Below are 13070 nucleotides of genomic sequence, written 5' to 3'. Positions count from 1 at the left end.
CATGGTCACGCCTGCGACCAAAGTACGCCCGCGCCAACGCCTGACGCCGGCACGGGCCGGCGTCAGGTCGAGAACAACGCAGTGGATCGCGGCCCCTGCGCCGCGCATGACGCACGCGGCCCGGTTCGGCGCGCTCGCGCGGCGCGACCGGCGCTGGGCAGCGTGCTTACTTGGCGTAGCGGCGGCGGAACTTGTCGACGCGGCCGGCCGTATCGACGATCTTCTGCTTGCCGGTGAAGAACGGATGCGAGTGGCTGGAGATTTCCACCTTGATCAGCGGATACTCCGCGCCGTCCTGCCACTTGATCGTTTCCTTGCTCGTCATCGTCGAACGGGTGAGGAACGCGAAGTCGGTCGAGATGTCCTGGAACACGACGGGCTTGTAGTTGGGATGGATGTCGGCTTTCATGGGGTCAGCTCCGCGGGAACGCCCGCGACAAAAGAGCGGCATTGTAGCGGGCACGGGCTGCGCCACGCAATCGTGGCGGGATCGTGCCGGGCCCGTGGGCCGGCCCGCATCCGCGCCGCCATCCGGGCCGCTCGCCGTCCGACCGCAGTGGCGGTGCCGCTCCGCCGCTCAGGTGGCCTGTGCCAGTCCCAGTCCGCGCGCGACCAGCGCCTCGAAGCGCGCCTGGTCCACTTCCAGAACGATACTGGCGTTGGGTGCCTGCCCGTTGCGCCCCTCCCAGTCGACCACGGTCGCACCGCGCGTGAGCGTGCCGGCGAGTTCGATGCCGACATGGCGCCGTTCGACCCGGCGCACCAGCGCGGGCTCCAGCGCCACCGCCATCGCCAATGCATCGGCCACAACCATGCCGCCGCGGCCGTTGGCGGCGTTGAACGCGCGCGCCTTGGCGCTGATCGCCGCGTAGAAGCGCGCCCGCTCACCAGCACCCGCCAGCAGCGCGTCGAAGCGCGCAAACGGCAACGCATGGCGCACGCAGGCTTCCCAGTCGACCAGTTCGAACTGCGGCCAGTTGGCGAATACCACATGGGCCGCTTCCGGATCGAAGCCGATGTTGAATTCGGTCGGCACACGCTCGAAATTGCCGCGCCCGGTCACCGCGCCACCCATCACCACGAGCCGGCGAATGCGCGTCGGCAGGGCCGGATCCAGACGCAGCGCGAGAGCGAGGTTGGTCAGCGGTGCCAGCGCCACCAGTGTGAGCTCGCCGGGCCGTTCGCGCGCAAGGCGAACGATGGCATTGGCCGCATGTTCGGCGCTGGCGCGAGTCGACGCGGGCACATAGCCGACATCGCCAAAACCGTCGCTGCCGTGGACGAAGGCGGCATCGGCCGCCGGCAGCACCAGCGGTGTGGCGCAGCCGGCATGCACGGGCGTCGCCGCGCCGGCGTGTTCGACCAGCTTGAGGGCGTTGGCGACCGTATGCGCAAGCCCGACGTTGCCCGCAGCGACGGTCAGCGCGGCCACCTCGGCCTGCGCATGCGCCATCAGGATCGCGAGGGCATCGTCCACCCCGGGGTCGGTGTCGATGAGCAGGTGCAGGCGGGATGGAGTCATGGGCCCTCCTTGCGGGCAATGATGACGGCACGCGGCACGAACCAGGCCACGCTGGCGGCAGGCCGGTGCACGGCCACATGGCCGAAACCGGCCGCGCGCACGCGCGCGGGCAGGTCGCGCCCGTAGTCGCGCCAAACCAGGATACCGGCGCCGCCACGCAGCGGGTCGGTGTGCCAGGCAGCCGGCAACAGGTGTTCGATGCGGCCATCGCGCAGCCGTGCGCGCTCGATCGTGTGCGCGCCATCGTGCAGCGGCACGGTGAACGCCATCCAGCCGCGTGGCCGCAGCACGCGGTGCAGTTCGGCCAGCGCGCGCGCATCGTCAGGCACGTGTTCGAGCACCTCGGTGTGGGTGACGAGGTCGAACGAAGCGGTGGCAAGACTCAGCCGCTGCACGTCCTCGTTGCGCACGCCGTCGCGCACTGCGCCGGCAGCGAGTTCGGGCAGGTATTCCGACACCGTGAGGCTGCGCGCGTGGCGCCGCAGCCAGGCTACCAGCGGGCCGCGGGCCGACAGCTCGTAGGCATCGCACGCGGCCAGGTCGATGCCGCTCGCGTGCAGCGCCGCGGCCAGCGCCAGATGCACCGGGCTGGCCCCGCAGCGGACGCAGCGCACCCCCTGCTCGGAACGATTCAGCCGCACGAGCAGCGTCGGCCCGCACAGCGGGCAGCGGGCGCCACTGCAAGCGAGCGCCCCCGGCTCGAGCACCGCCAACGCCTGGCGCAACTGCCGCAATCCGGCCATTCAGGCCCCCGCGTAGTGGATCGTGCTGCCGACCCAGCGCGCCACGATGCGCTGCGCGGCGGCCGGGTCGCGCTCGCGCAGGCGGGTGGCGATCCGCTGCACGAGCGGCAGCAACTCGCCATCGCGGGCAAGGTCGGCAATGCGGAATTCCACTGCGCCGGTCTGGCGCGTGCCGAGCACTTCGCCCGGCCCGCGCAACTCGAGGTCGCGTTCGGCAATGCGGAAGCCGTCGTTGGTTTCGCGCAGCACCTGCAGCCGCGCCCGCGCGAGGGCCGACAGTGGCGGCTGGTACAGCAACACGCAGCTCGAAGCCTGCGCGCCGCGACCGACGCGACCGCGCAACTGGTGCAACTGCGCCAGACCCAACCGTTCGGCGTTCTCGATGATCATGAGGCTCGCGTTGGGCACGTCCACGCCGACCTCGATCACGGTCGTCGCCACCAGCACGTCGAGTTCGCCCGCTTTGAACGCCTGCATCGTCGCCTGCTTCTCGCGCGGCTTGAGGCGGCCATGGACGAGACCGACGCGCAGCCCCGGCAACGCCAGCGCCAGCTCCTGCCAGGCGACCTGCGCCGCCTGCGCGTCGCGACTGCGACCGCGCGCAGCGTCTGCCTCGTCGGCCTCCTCGATCAACGTGCACACCCAGTAGGCCTGGCGACCCTGTCCACAGGCCTCGCGAATGCGCTCGACCACCTCGCCGCGGCGCGACGCCGCCACCAGCACGGTGCGGACCGGCGTGCGCCCGGGCGGCAGCTCGTCGACCACCGACACGTCAAGGTCGGCATAGGCGGCCATCGCCAGCGTGCGCGGGATCGGCGTCGCGGTGAGCACGAGCTGGTGCGGCACGCGATCGCCGTGGCGTCCCTTCTCGCTCAAGCTCAGGCGCTGGTGCACGCCGAATCGGTGCTGTTCATCGACGATGACGAGGCCGAGCCGGCTGAACACCACCGCCTCCTGCATGAGGGCATGGGTGCCGATCACCAGCGGCGCGCCGGCTGCCACCGCGGCGAGCGCGCTGCTGCGCGCGCGCCCGCTGACCTTGCCGGCCAGCCATACCGGCTCGACGCCGAACGGCTCGAACCAGGCGCGCAGCGTCTGCCGATGCTGCTCGGCCAGCAGCTCGGTCGGCGCCACCAGCGCCACCTGCACGCCGGCGTCGATCGCGCGCGCCGCCGCCAGCGCCGCAAGCACGGTCTTGCCCGAACCGACATCGCCCTGCACGAGGCGCAGCATCGGCGTCGCCTCCGCCAGATCGGCATCGATCTGCGCGACCACCCGCTGCTGGGCGGCCGTCAGGGCGAACGGCAGCGCGGCCAGCAGGCGCTGCGGCAGACCCTGGTTGCCACACAGGGCCGGTGCCCGTCGCCTGCGTACGCGGTCGCGCAGCTCGCGCAGACCCAGGTGATGGGCCAGCAATTCCTCGAAGGCGAGGCGACCCTGCGCCGGGTGGGTACCGGCCAGCAGCGCGGCCACGTCGGCGTCGCGTGGCGGCCGGTGCAGGACCAGCAGGCAGGCGCGCAGCGAGGCGAGTCCGGCCTCGTGGCACAGCGCAGCCGGGATGAGCTCGAGCGCCGCCGCCTCCGGCAGCCGCTCGAGCGCACGCGCGACGAGTTCGCCGATGCGCCGCTGGCCAATGCCCTCGGTGGTCGGATACACCGGCGTGAGTCGGTCCTCGAGCTGCAGCGGCGCCGCCTCGGCCAGGAGGCGATATTCGGGGTGGATGATCTCGGGCCCGTATTGGCCTTGGCGTACCTCGCCAAAGCACAGCACGCGCGCGCCGGGGGTGAAACGCTCGACCTGCGCGCGCTGGAAATGGAAGAAGCGCAGCGTCAGCGTCTGCTGCGATGCATCGACCAGCGCGACGCGCAACTGCGGCCGATAGCGGAAACCGCGTTCGACCGCGTCGACCGTAGCGAGCACCTGCGCGCTCGCACCGACGCGCAAGTCGGCGATTGCCGTCAGCCGCGTGCGATCCTCGTAGCGCAGCGGCAGGTGGAACCACAGGTCCTGCAGATGCCGGATCCCGATTCGGTCGAGCCTGGCCGCCAGCGACGGGCCGACGCCGGCCAAGGTGCCGACCGGGGCGAGGCCGGCGTCGGCGAAAGCGGCCGGCGATGGTGCGGGCGAAGTACGCGGCATGCCGCTAGCGTAACAAGCCACGCCGCGGCTGCGCGCAGTGCGCGCGTGTAGCATTCGCAGCACGCCACGGGGACCGCGCGCAATGACCGAGTTCGAATACATATCCGTGCTGCTGTCGATCATCATCGGCCTGGCCGTGACACAGCTGCTGTCGGGCATCGCGCGCCTCGTGCGCGACGGGCGTTCGCTCGCGCCGGCGTGGTGGATCATGGCGCTCGTCGCCACGCTCCTGCTCGGCAGCCTGCAGATCTGGTGGATTTCCTTCCAATGGCGGCGCATCGAGGATTGGACGTATTTCTCGTACGTCACCTTCATGGTGCTGCCGTCGATGATCTACGTGCTGTCGTATCTGGTGCTGCCGGCGGACCTGCACCTCGACGGCGCCACACTGGTGCGCGAGTTCATCGCGCGGCGGCGGCCGTTCTACGCGCTGCTGGGCCTGGTCCCGCTCGCCTCGTACTTGCAGCAGTGGATGCTGGTCGGCGACGTGCCGCTGCACGACGTCGACACGTTGCTGCGTCTGTTCTGGCTCGTCGCCGCCGTGCCGGGGTTCGTGTCGCCGCGCGTGGCCGTGCAGGCAACCGTCGCGGTCGCCTCGCTCGCGCACATGCTGCTCTACATCAGCCTGTTGTTCGTGCAGCTGCATTGAGTCGCCACGGCGCGCCCGCGCGTCACTCGAATACGGCGACCATGTCGATCTCGACTTGCGCACCGAGCGGCAGCGCGGCGACGCCGATGGTCGAGCGTGCCGGGTACGGCTCGCGGAAATACTGCTTCATCGTCTCGTTGACAATGGCAAAGTTGCCAAGATCGGTGAGGTAGATGCCCACCCGCACCACGTTGCCGAAACCGGCGTCCGCGGCGGCGAGCACCGCCTTGAGGTTTTCGAACACCTGCCGCGCCTGGGCGGCAATGTCGCCATCGACGAGCTTGCCGGTCGCCGGATCCAAGGGCGTCTGCCCGGACATGTAGAGCGTGTTGCCGACACGGACCGCCTGCGAGTACGGGCCGATCGCCTTGGGGGCCTGGTCGCTGTGCACGATGCTGCGCGTCATGTCGTGGTCCTGTGCGGGCAAGAAAGGGCGCACAGCATAGCAAGCACGGCTGCCTACAGTGGATAGCGACGCACCGTGTTGACCACATGCAGGCGCCGCACGTGGCGGATCACGTCGGCAAGGTGCTTGCGGTTGGCGATCTCGATCGTGAACAGCAGCGTGGCGGTTTCGGTGTCGCGTTCCTTGTACTCGACATTCTCGATGTTCGAACTCGCCTCGGCGATGGCGGCGGCGACCTGGGCCAGCACGCCGGGCTTGTTGGCGACATCGATGCGCAGCTCGACGCGGTAGTCGCCCTGCACGTCGGCGGCCCATCCCATCTCGATGCAGCGCTCGGGTGCCTTGCGCAGCTCGGGCACGTTGGGACACTCCAGGCGATGCACCACGATGCCCTTGCCGGCCGACAGATAGCCCATGATGTCGTCGCCGGGCGCCGGGTGGCAGCAATTGGCGAAGGTCAGCACGCCGCGTTCGCTGCCGTTGATGAGGATCTTCTCGCCACTGGCCACGCGGGCCGCGTGCGGGTGGTCGCCATGCGCCAGCAGCAGCGCCTGCGCCTCGGTGTCGGCCACCCGGTTGCCGAGCGCGATGTCGGCCAGCAGTTCCTCGAAGCGCTTGTACTTCTGCTCGGCGAGGTAGTGCTCCAGGACCGCCGTGGGAACCGCCTCGAGCGAGGTGCCCAGCGCGGTGAACGCGCGATCGAGCATGCGATGGCCGAACTCGACCGCGTCCTCGTGCTGCAGGCGCTTGAGATGGTGGCGGATCGCGGTGCGCGCGCGGCCCGACACCACCCAGTCGAGCCATTGCGGGCTCGGCGCCGCCGACGCCGCGGTGACGATTTCCACGGTCTGGCCACTGCTGAGCGGCGCGCGCAGCGGAATGAGCTTCTTGTCGGCACGGGCGGCGACCGCATGGTTGCCGACGTCGGTGTGCACGAAGTAGGCGAAATCCAGCGCGGTCGCGTTGCGCGGCAGCGACAGGATCTTGCCCTTGGGCGTGAACAGGTAGACCTCGTCCGGGAACAGGTCGACCTTGACGTTTTCGATGAATTCGATCGAGGAGTGGGTGTCGCTCTCCTGATCGACCAGACCCGACAGCCATTCGCGTGCGCGCGACTGCGCGCTGTTGGCTGGCGCTGCGGCGGTCTTGTAGGCCCAATGTGCCGCCACGCCGCGATCGGCGATCGCATCCATGTCCTCGGTGCGGATCTGGATCTCGATCGGCGCACCGAACGGCCCGAACAGCACCGTGTGCAGAGACTGGTAGCCGTTGGCCTTGGGAATCGCGATGAAGTCCTTGAAGCGGCCGTCGAGCGGCTTGTACAGGCCATGCACCGAACCCAGCGCCTGATAGCAGTGCGGCACGCTGTCGAGCACGATGCGGAAGCCGTACACATCCATCACCTGCGCCAGCGATTTCTGCTCGGCGCGCATCTTGTCGTAGATGCTCCACGGTGACTTGATGCGACTGACGATGCGATGGCGCAGCTTGTCGGCGGTCAGCCGCACATGCAGCGCCTCCTCGATGCGCGTCATCGCCTCGCGGCGATTGCCGAGCATGGCCTTGATGCGCGCCGAAATGACGCGATGGCGGTCCGGGTAGAGCGCACGGAAGCCCAGGTCCTGCAACTCGGCCTTGAAGCGGTTCATGCCCAGCCGCTGCGCGATCGGCGCGTAGATCTCCAGCGTCTCGCGCGCGATGCGCCGCCGTGACTGGGTTTCCTTCGCACCGAGCGTGCGCATGTTGTGCAAGCGGTCGGCCAGCTTGATGAGGATGACGCGCAGGTCGCGCGCCATCGCCAGCAGCATCTTGCGGAAGCTCTCGGCGTCGGCTTCCTGGCGACTGCGGAAACGCACCTTGTCGAGCTTGGTGACGCCCTCGACGAGTTCCACCACCGGCATGCCGAATTCGGCCCCCATCGCCTCGCGCGTCAGCTCGGTGTCCTCGAGCGTGTCGTGCAGGATCGCGGCAATGATGGTCTCGGCGTCGAGCCGCAGCTCGGCAAGGATGCCGGCCACCGCCACCGGATGGGTGATGTAGGGCTCGCCGGTCTGGCGAGTCTGTCCCGCGTGCGCGGCGGCGCCCACTTCGTAGGCGCGGCGCACGCGCGCGATCTGCTGGCGCGGCAGATAGCGGGACAGTTGCTGTTCGAGCGCCCGAACGTAATCAGGCGTTGCACCGGGCTTGCTGCGCGCTGCTGCGCGCCGGGGCATGAAAAGGGCCATGCCGCGAGCCGCCGCGTCACGCTGCGTGCGTGGCTGGGCCGTACGCGTGTCGCTCGCGCATCACAGGTCGTCGCCGCCCTTGCCCAGATCGTCGTCGACCTCGGCCACCGCCCACTCCAGCGCCTCGCGCTCCTTGCGCTCGCGCTCCTGGCGGTCGATCTCGTCGATCATCGCCTGGTCGACCTTGCGCTCGGCGATCTCGCGCAGCGCGAGTACGGTCGGCTTGTCGTTCTCGGCATCGATCGATGCCTCGACGCCCTTGGACAACTGGCGCGCACGCTTGGTCGCCATCAACACGAGCTCGAAGCGGTTGTCGACCACTTCGAGGCAATCTTCCACGGTAATCCGCGCCATCGGGGAAATCTCCGGTAAAATCAAAGCCAATTCATGGCTTTACGGACGCGCATTGTAGCCCCGCGCCGTTGTGCAGTGCAATCAGGATGGCGCCGAGGCTGCACTGCAGCAACGTTTTCGCGTAGCCTTGCGCCGCGGAAGGGACAACCCGGCAGGTGCCGGCAACGGCGCGGCGCAAAGACATCCAATGGCTTACAACCCAACCCATATCCTGCCCCGCTGCGCGGGCATCGCGGTGCTGTTGGCGCTGCTCGCCACCGGCTGCACGATCGCCAAGCCGCGCACGGACGATCCGCTGGAGAAGTTCAATCGCAAGATGTACGTGTTCAACGACGCCGCCGACAAGGCGGTGATCCGGCCCGTGGCGGTGACCTATCGAAAGCTCACCAACGACACCACCCGGCGCCTCATCGCGAACTTCTTCGCCAACGTCAAGATGCCGATCACGATCGTCAACGACGTGCTGCAGGTCGAGCCCAAGGCGGCGCTGCGCAACAGCGGACGCTTCGTGGTCAACACCACGGTCGGCATACTCGGCCTGTTCGATCCGGCCAGCGAGCTCAAGCTCACGCCGGATGAAACCGATTTCGGGGTGACGCTGGCGCGCTGGGGCGTGCCCGAGGGGCCCTACCTCGTGATCCCGCTGGTGGGACCGACCACGGCGCGCGACATCTGGCGCATGCCGGTCGACCAGTTCTTCGACCCGCTGTACTGGTACGGCCGGCGCAACGACAGCTGGTTCCTGAGCCAGTACTCGCCGCAACTGGCCTATCTGGTCACGCTGCGCTCGCGCGGTATCGACGCCGAGGGTCTGCTGGAAGGCATCTACGACCCCTACGTGTTCTATCGCGATGCGTATCGCCAGCGGCGCCTGTACGAGATCTACCACGGCGAACCGCCCGATGACGTGATCGAGCACATGCAGGGCGTCGACGACGTCGATATCGACGAGCTGCTCCAGCAGCAGCACGAATACGAGCAGCGCCAGCAGCAGCCGCAGCGGCACTGACGGCTGCGGGTCGCGGGTCGCGGGTCGCGGGTCGCGCCCGCACCGGCGCCGCGCGGCGCAGACGCCGGCCTTCGCTCAAGCCTGCAGCAAGTCCTCGGTGCCGCACAGCCGCGCCAGCGCCAGCAGCTCAGGCGGCAGGTTGCGGAAACGCAGGCGCGTGCCGGCGGCGCTGGCATGCGCGGCCCACGCCAGCAGCACGGCGAGCGTGGCGCTGTCGCAGCGCTGCAGTCCTGCCGCATCGACGTCGGCGGTCGCCACGGCGCCGGCAACCAGCTCGCGCCAGCGCGGTGTCGCCGCCGCGGCGTTGTCAAAGCCCAACCGGCCACGCAGGCGCAGGCCATCGCTGCCGCGCTCGATCGCGAACGCGGCGTCCATCAACCGCCCCGCTGCGCGCTGTCCATCGCTTCGAGCACCTTGTCGCCCTGCGTCTCCAGCCGCGTGGTCAGCGCGTCGAGACTCGACTTGGCGATCTCGGCACTGACCTGATTGCGGTAGTTGGTGACGTAGGAGATGCCCTCGATGATGACGTCGTAGGCCTTCCATTCGCCGTCGCGCGTCTTGCGGAAGGCATAGTCGACGGCGACGGTCTTGCCGTCGTCGAGCACGACCTGGGTGCGCGCGATGGTGCGCTTGTCGCTGAGGTCACCCTTGCTCGGCAGCACGCGCACGCGACCGCGCGTGTAGTTGAGCAGGCCCTCGGCATAGCGGTGCGCGATCGAGTTGTAGAAGGCCTTGGCGAAGCGCGCGCGCTGCGCGGGGGTCGCCGTGCGCGCGTAGGGCCCCAGCACGAGGATCGAAGCGTAGTCGATGTCGAAGTGCGGCAGGAACAGCCCGTCGATCAGCTTGATGAGCTTTTCCGGATCGTGCCGCAGCTCTTCCTTGCGACCGTCGACGGCCTTGCCCAGATCATCGGCAATGCCCTGCACGACCTGGTCGGGCGTGGGCTGGGCAGTGTCGGCCAGCAGCCGCGGCGCCGCCATCGCCAGCACCAGGACCGTGAATACGAAACCGAGCTTGCGCAACAACATGGAGCCTCCGTGTTCGATCAGGACTTCTTGGGGGTCGCGGCCGGATGCTCGCTGCCGGTGTCCCCACCATCGGTCTTGGCCGCATCGGCCGGCTTGGCCGGTGGTGCGCCATTGACGAGGAACTTGCCGATCAGGTCTTCCAGCTGCATCGACGACTGCGTCAGCACGAACTCATCGCCATCCTTGAACATGTCGGGCGAGCCGCCGGCCTGAATTCCAATGTACTGGTCGCCCAGCAAACCGCTGGTGAATATCGCCGCCGAGGAGTCATCGGGGATCTCGTGGTAGCGCTTGTCGACCGACAGCCGCACCTTCGCATCGAGCCGCTCGGGATCGACCTCGATCGACTCCACCGAGCCGATGCGCACGCCGGCGATCTTGACCGGCGCGCGCAGCTTGAGCTGACCGACGTTGGTGAAGCGCGCGTTGAGCGTGTAGCTGGGGCCTTGGCTGAAATTGGCGATCGAGGTCGTCTGCGTCGCGAGATACGCCAACGCGGCGAAGCCGAGCAGGATGAACAGGCCGGAGCCGATCTGGTAGGAACGTCGCTGCGCCATGGGCACGGTCTCACATCAGGAAAGCGGTCATCACGAAATCGATCGCCAGCACGACGATCGAGGAAAACACCACCGTGCGCGTGGTGGCGTAGGCCACGCCCTCGCTGGTCGGCGCCGTGGTGTAGCCCTGGAACACCGCGATCAGCGCCACCACCGCGCCGAACGCCACGCTCTTCCATACGCCGTTGATCACGTCGGTCCACACGTCCACGCTCGAGGTCATGTTCGACCAGAACGTGCCGTTGTCGAGACCCAGCCACGATACGCCGACCAAGTGGGCGCCGAAGATGCCGAGCGCATTGAACACACAGGCCAGCAGCGGCATCGCCACGATGCCGGCGAGGAAACGCGGTGCGGCGACGTAGGCGATCGGGTCGACCGCCATCATCTCCATTGCGGCGAGCTGGTCGGTGGCGCGCATGAGCCCGATCTCGGCCGTGATCGAGGTGCCGGCACGACCGGCGAACAGCAGCGCCGTCACCACCGGTCCGAGCTCGCGGTACAGCGACAGCGACACCACGGTGCCGAGCGCCGCGGTACCGCCGAAGATCGACAGCACGTAATAGAGCTGCAGGCCGAGCACCATGCCGACGAACAGGCCGCAGGTCATGATGATGACGAGGCTCATCGCGCCGGTGAACCAGATCTGGCGCACGGTCTCGCGGTAGTGGCGCAGGCTCGCCGGCAATGCCGCGAGGATCTGCAACAGAAACAGGCCATGCGCACCGATACGCGCCAAGCCGTCGGCGATGCCGGCGACGATGCCGCGGCGCAGCTGCGCGCTCATGCCCGGGGCTCCGCCGCGCGCGTCGTGGCGGCCGCCTGCCGCGCCGCGGCCGACGGCGCCGACGGGTGGTCCGCCGCGAAACCGAGGTCGGCAGCGTAGTCACGCGCCGGGTACTGGAACGGCACCGGACCATCGGCCTCGCCACCGAAGAACTGGCGCGTCCACGGCGAGGGATCGTCGCGCAGGGCCTGCGGCGGCCCATGCGCAACGATCTTGCCACCGGCCAACAGGTAGACGAGGTCGGCCACGCGCGCCACCGCCGAGAACTCGTGCGCGACGAGGATGCTGGTGACACCGAGCGTGTCGTTGAGGGTGCGAATCAGGCGCAGCACCTGATTGAGCGCAATCGGGTCGAGGCCGACGAACGGTTCGTCGTAGAGGATCAGCATCGGATCGCGGATGATCGCGCGCGCCAACGCCACGCGCCGCATCATGCCGCCCGACAGTTCGCTCGCCATGAGGCCGGCGGCACCGCGCAGGCCAACCGCCTCGAGCTTGGTCAGCACGATGTTGCGGATGATTTCCTCGGGCAGCCGCAGGTGCTGGCGCAGCGGAAAGGCCACGTTCTCGAACACGTCGTAGTCGGTCAGCAGCGCCGAGTTCTGGAACAGGTAGCCGATGCGTTCGCGCAGCTCGAACAGCGCCTGCCGCGACAGCCCGGTCACATCCATCCCGTCGATGCGAATCGAACCCGCGTCGGGACGCCGCTGTCCGGTGAGATGGCGCAGCAGCGTGGTCTTGCCGCAGCCGCTGGGCCCCATCACTGCGGTGACCTTGCCGCGCGGAATGTCGAGATCGACGCCATCGAAAATGGTCTTGCGCCCAAGCACGGTACGCAGTCCGCGCACCTGCACGAAGGCCTCATCGACGGGGCTGGCTGGCTGTGGACTCAAACGGGACTCCCCTTGCCGCGGCCGTCCGCACGACGGCACCAACGATCTACCTTAGCCGATCCGACGCCGCGCTGGCGATCGCCCATGGCAGCGCTTCAGTCGGCCTTCAACAGGTCGTCGAGCAGCGCGGCATGGCGGCGCAGCTGCAACACCGCGCGCAGCCGCTGGCAGCACACGATCGCATGCAGCTCGGCCAATGCGGCGGCGAAGTCATCGTTGACGACGATGTAGTCGAAGTCCGCCGCATGGGCGACTTCCTCGCGCGAGTTGGCCAGCCGCCGCGCGATCGTCGCCGCGCTGTCGGAGGCGCGCGCGCGCAGGCGCCGCTCCAGTTCGGCGCGCGACGGCGGCAGGATGAACACGCTCACGCTGCCCGGATGCGCCGCGCGCACCTGCGCCGCGCCCTGCCAGTCGATCTCGAGCAGTACGTCGCGCCCCTGCGCCAGCAGCGGTTCGACCGCCTCGCGCGAAGTGCCCTTGAGATCGCCGTGCACGTCGGCGTACTCGTAGAACGCACCACGCGCCGCCATCTGCTCGAACATCTGGCGCGACACGAAGTGGTAGTGCTGGCCATCGACCTCGTTCGGACGCGGCAGGCGCGAGGTGTAGGACACCGACAAGGCGATGTCCGGTGCGCGCTCGAGCAGCGCGTTGACGAGGCTGGTCTTGCCCGCGCCCGAGGGCGCCGCGACGATGTAGAGGGTTCCGCTCACGCCGCACCGGCCTGTGCAAGGGGGCGAGGATGAAAGCAGCCGACC

Annotated in this window: 15 protein-coding genes; 2 read left to right on the top strand and 13 right to left on the bottom strand. The window is 68.8% G+C overall.

Going from position 1 to position 13070, the window contains the following annotated elements; genetic code table 11:
* Positions 1-166 precede the first annotated feature (166 nt).
* The 4 genes from KF903_RS10675 to recG form a co-directional block, all read right to left on the bottom strand.
* Positions 167-409, bottom strand: coding sequence for a type B 50S ribosomal protein L31 (locus tag KF903_RS10675; RefSeq protein WP_291214455.1), 243 nt, complete (start codon positions 407-409; stop codon positions 167-169).
* A 168-nt stretch (positions 410-577) separates the two neighbouring features.
* Positions 578-1522 (bottom strand): nucleoside hydrolase, encoded by a 945-nt coding sequence (locus KF903_RS10670; RefSeq protein ID WP_291214453.1) that lies wholly within the window; start codon positions 1520-1522, stop codon positions 578-580.
* Positions 1519-2265: a class I SAM-dependent methyltransferase gene (locus tag KF903_RS10665; RefSeq protein ID WP_291214451.1), complete on the bottom strand. Its 747-nt coding sequence runs from the start codon at positions 2263-2265 to the stop codon at positions 1519-1521. Before KF903_RS10665 ends, KF903_RS10670 begins: the two co-directional genes overlap by 4 nt.
* Complete coding sequence (recG, locus tag KF903_RS10660; RefSeq protein WP_291214449.1) at positions 2266-4404, bottom strand: ATP-dependent DNA helicase RecG; 2139 nt, start codon at positions 4402-4404, stop codon at positions 2266-2268.
* An 82-nt stretch (positions 4405-4486) separates the two neighbouring features.
* Here recG and KF903_RS10655 point away from each other — a divergent pair, with 82 nt between their 5' ends.
* Positions 4487-5053 (top strand): hypothetical protein, encoded by a 567-nt coding sequence (locus KF903_RS10655; RefSeq protein ID WP_291214447.1) that lies wholly within the window; start codon positions 4487-4489, stop codon positions 5051-5053.
* A gap of 22 nt (positions 5054-5075) precedes the next feature.
* On the opposite strand, the gene KF903_RS10650 is transcribed toward KF903_RS10655, so the two are convergent.
* From KF903_RS10650 to rpoZ, 3 genes are all read right to left on the bottom strand, one after another.
* Entirely contained in the window at positions 5076-5459 is a 384-nt protein-coding gene (locus KF903_RS10650) for a RidA family protein (RefSeq protein WP_291214445.1), read from the bottom strand.
* 53 nt (positions 5460-5512) lie between these two features.
* Complete coding sequence (locus KF903_RS10645; RefSeq protein ID WP_291214491.1) at positions 5513-7672, bottom strand: bifunctional (p)ppGpp synthetase/guanosine-3',5'-bis(diphosphate) 3'-pyrophosphohydrolase; 2160 nt, start codon at positions 7670-7672, stop codon at positions 5513-5515.
* 72 nt (positions 7673-7744) lie between these two features.
* Positions 7745-8038 (bottom strand): DNA-directed RNA polymerase subunit omega, encoded by a 294-nt coding sequence (gene rpoZ, locus KF903_RS10640; protein WP_291214444.1) that lies wholly within the window; start codon positions 8036-8038, stop codon positions 7745-7747.
* Positions 8039-8225: 187 nt separating this feature from the next.
* Here rpoZ and KF903_RS10635 point away from each other — a divergent pair, with 187 nt between their 5' ends.
* Positions 8226-9047 carry a VacJ family lipoprotein gene (locus KF903_RS10635; protein WP_291214442.1) on the top strand — a complete coding sequence of 274 codons (822 nt, stop codon included), beginning with the start codon at positions 8226-8228 and terminating at the stop codon, positions 9045-9047.
* A 75-nt stretch (positions 9048-9122) separates the two neighbouring features.
* Here the strand turns inward: KF903_RS10635 and KF903_RS10630 are convergent, their stop codons facing one another.
* The 6 genes from KF903_RS10630 to gmk all read right to left on the bottom strand — a co-directional run bounded on the left by KF903_RS10630 (position 9123) and on the right by gmk (position 13025).
* Positions 9123-9422 (bottom strand): STAS domain-containing protein, encoded by a 300-nt coding sequence (locus KF903_RS10630; RefSeq protein ID WP_291214440.1) that lies wholly within the window; start codon positions 9420-9422, stop codon positions 9123-9125.
* A complete protein-coding gene (locus KF903_RS10625; protein ID WP_291214489.1) occupies positions 9422-10027 on the bottom strand; it encodes an ABC transporter substrate-binding protein in 606 nt (201 codons plus the stop codon). Before KF903_RS10625 ends, KF903_RS10630 begins: the two co-directional genes overlap by 1 nt.
* A 65-nt stretch (positions 10028-10092) precedes the next feature.
* Positions 10093-10632 carry an outer membrane lipid asymmetry maintenance protein MlaD gene (mlaD, locus tag KF903_RS10620; protein WP_291214438.1) on the bottom strand — a complete coding sequence of 180 codons (540 nt, stop codon included), beginning with the start codon at positions 10630-10632 and terminating at the stop codon, positions 10093-10095.
* A gap of 10 nt (positions 10633-10642) precedes the next feature.
* Complete coding sequence (mlaE, locus tag KF903_RS10615) at positions 10643-11419, bottom strand: lipid asymmetry maintenance ABC transporter permease subunit MlaE (protein WP_291214436.1); 777 nt, start codon at positions 11417-11419, stop codon at positions 10643-10645.
* A complete protein-coding gene (locus KF903_RS10610; protein WP_291214434.1) occupies positions 11416-12312 on the bottom strand; it encodes an ABC transporter ATP-binding protein in 897 nt (298 codons plus the stop codon). Before KF903_RS10610 ends, mlaE begins: the two co-directional genes overlap by 4 nt.
* A 95-nt stretch (positions 12313-12407) precedes the next feature.
* On the bottom strand, positions 12408-13025 hold the full coding sequence (gmk, locus tag KF903_RS10605; protein WP_291214432.1) for a guanylate kinase: 618 nt from the start codon (positions 13023-13025) through the stop codon (positions 12408-12410).
* Positions 13026-13070: the final 45 nt, after the last annotated feature.

It is taken from the genome of Dokdonella sp., assembly GCF_019634845.1.
Classification (GTDB): Bacteria; Pseudomonadota; Gammaproteobacteria; order Xanthomonadales; family Rhodanobacteraceae; genus Dokdonella_A.
The sequence above is the reverse complement of the archived record's forward strand: the minus strand, read 5'-3'. Positions and strand labels throughout refer to the sequence as shown.

Bases quoted from the DNA above. Each gene is read 5' to 3' on its own strand.
- KF903_RS10675 (WP_291214455.1), bottom strand. From the start codon at position 409: ATGAAAGCCGACATCCATCCCAACTACAAGCCCGTCGTGTTCCAGGAC.
- KF903_RS10670 (WP_291214453.1), bottom strand. From the start codon at position 1,522: ATGACTCCATCCCGCCTGCACCTGCTCATCGACACCGACCCCGGGGTG.
- KF903_RS10665 (WP_291214451.1), bottom strand. From the start codon at position 2,265: ATGGCCGGATTGCGGCAGTTGCGCCAGGCGTTGGCGGTGCTCGAGCCG.
- recG (WP_291214449.1), bottom strand. From the start codon at position 4,404: ATGCCGCGTACTTCGCCCGCACCATCGCCGGCCGCTTTCGCCGACGCC.
- KF903_RS10655 (WP_291214447.1), top strand. From the start codon at position 4,487: ATGACCGAGTTCGAATACATATCCGTGCTGCTGTCGATCATCATCGGC.
- KF903_RS10650 (WP_291214445.1), bottom strand. From the start codon at position 5,459: ATGACGCGCAGCATCGTGCACAGCGACCAGGCCCCCAAGGCGATCGGC.
- KF903_RS10645 (WP_291214491.1), bottom strand. From the start codon at position 7,672: ATGCCCCGGCGCGCAGCAGCGCGCAGCAAGCCCGGTGCAACGCCTGAT.
- rpoZ (WP_291214444.1), bottom strand. From the start codon at position 8,038: ATGGCGCGGATTACCGTGGAAGATTGCCTCGAAGTGGTCGACAACCGC.
- KF903_RS10635 (WP_291214442.1), top strand. From the start codon at position 8,226: ATGGCTTACAACCCAACCCATATCCTGCCCCGCTGCGCGGGCATCGCG.
- KF903_RS10630 (WP_291214440.1), bottom strand. From the start codon at position 9,422: ATGGACGCCGCGTTCGCGATCGAGCGCGGCAGCGATGGCCTGCGCCTG.
- KF903_RS10625 (WP_291214489.1), bottom strand. From the start codon at position 10,027: ATGGCGGCGCCGCGGCTGCTGGCCGACACTGCCCAGCCCACGCCCGAC.
- mlaD (WP_291214438.1), bottom strand. From the start codon at position 10,632: ATGGCGCAGCGACGTTCCTACCAGATCGGCTCCGGCCTGTTCATCCTG.
- mlaE (WP_291214436.1), bottom strand. From the start codon at position 11,419: ATGAGCGCGCAGCTGCGCCGCGGCATCGTCGCCGGCATCGCCGACGGC.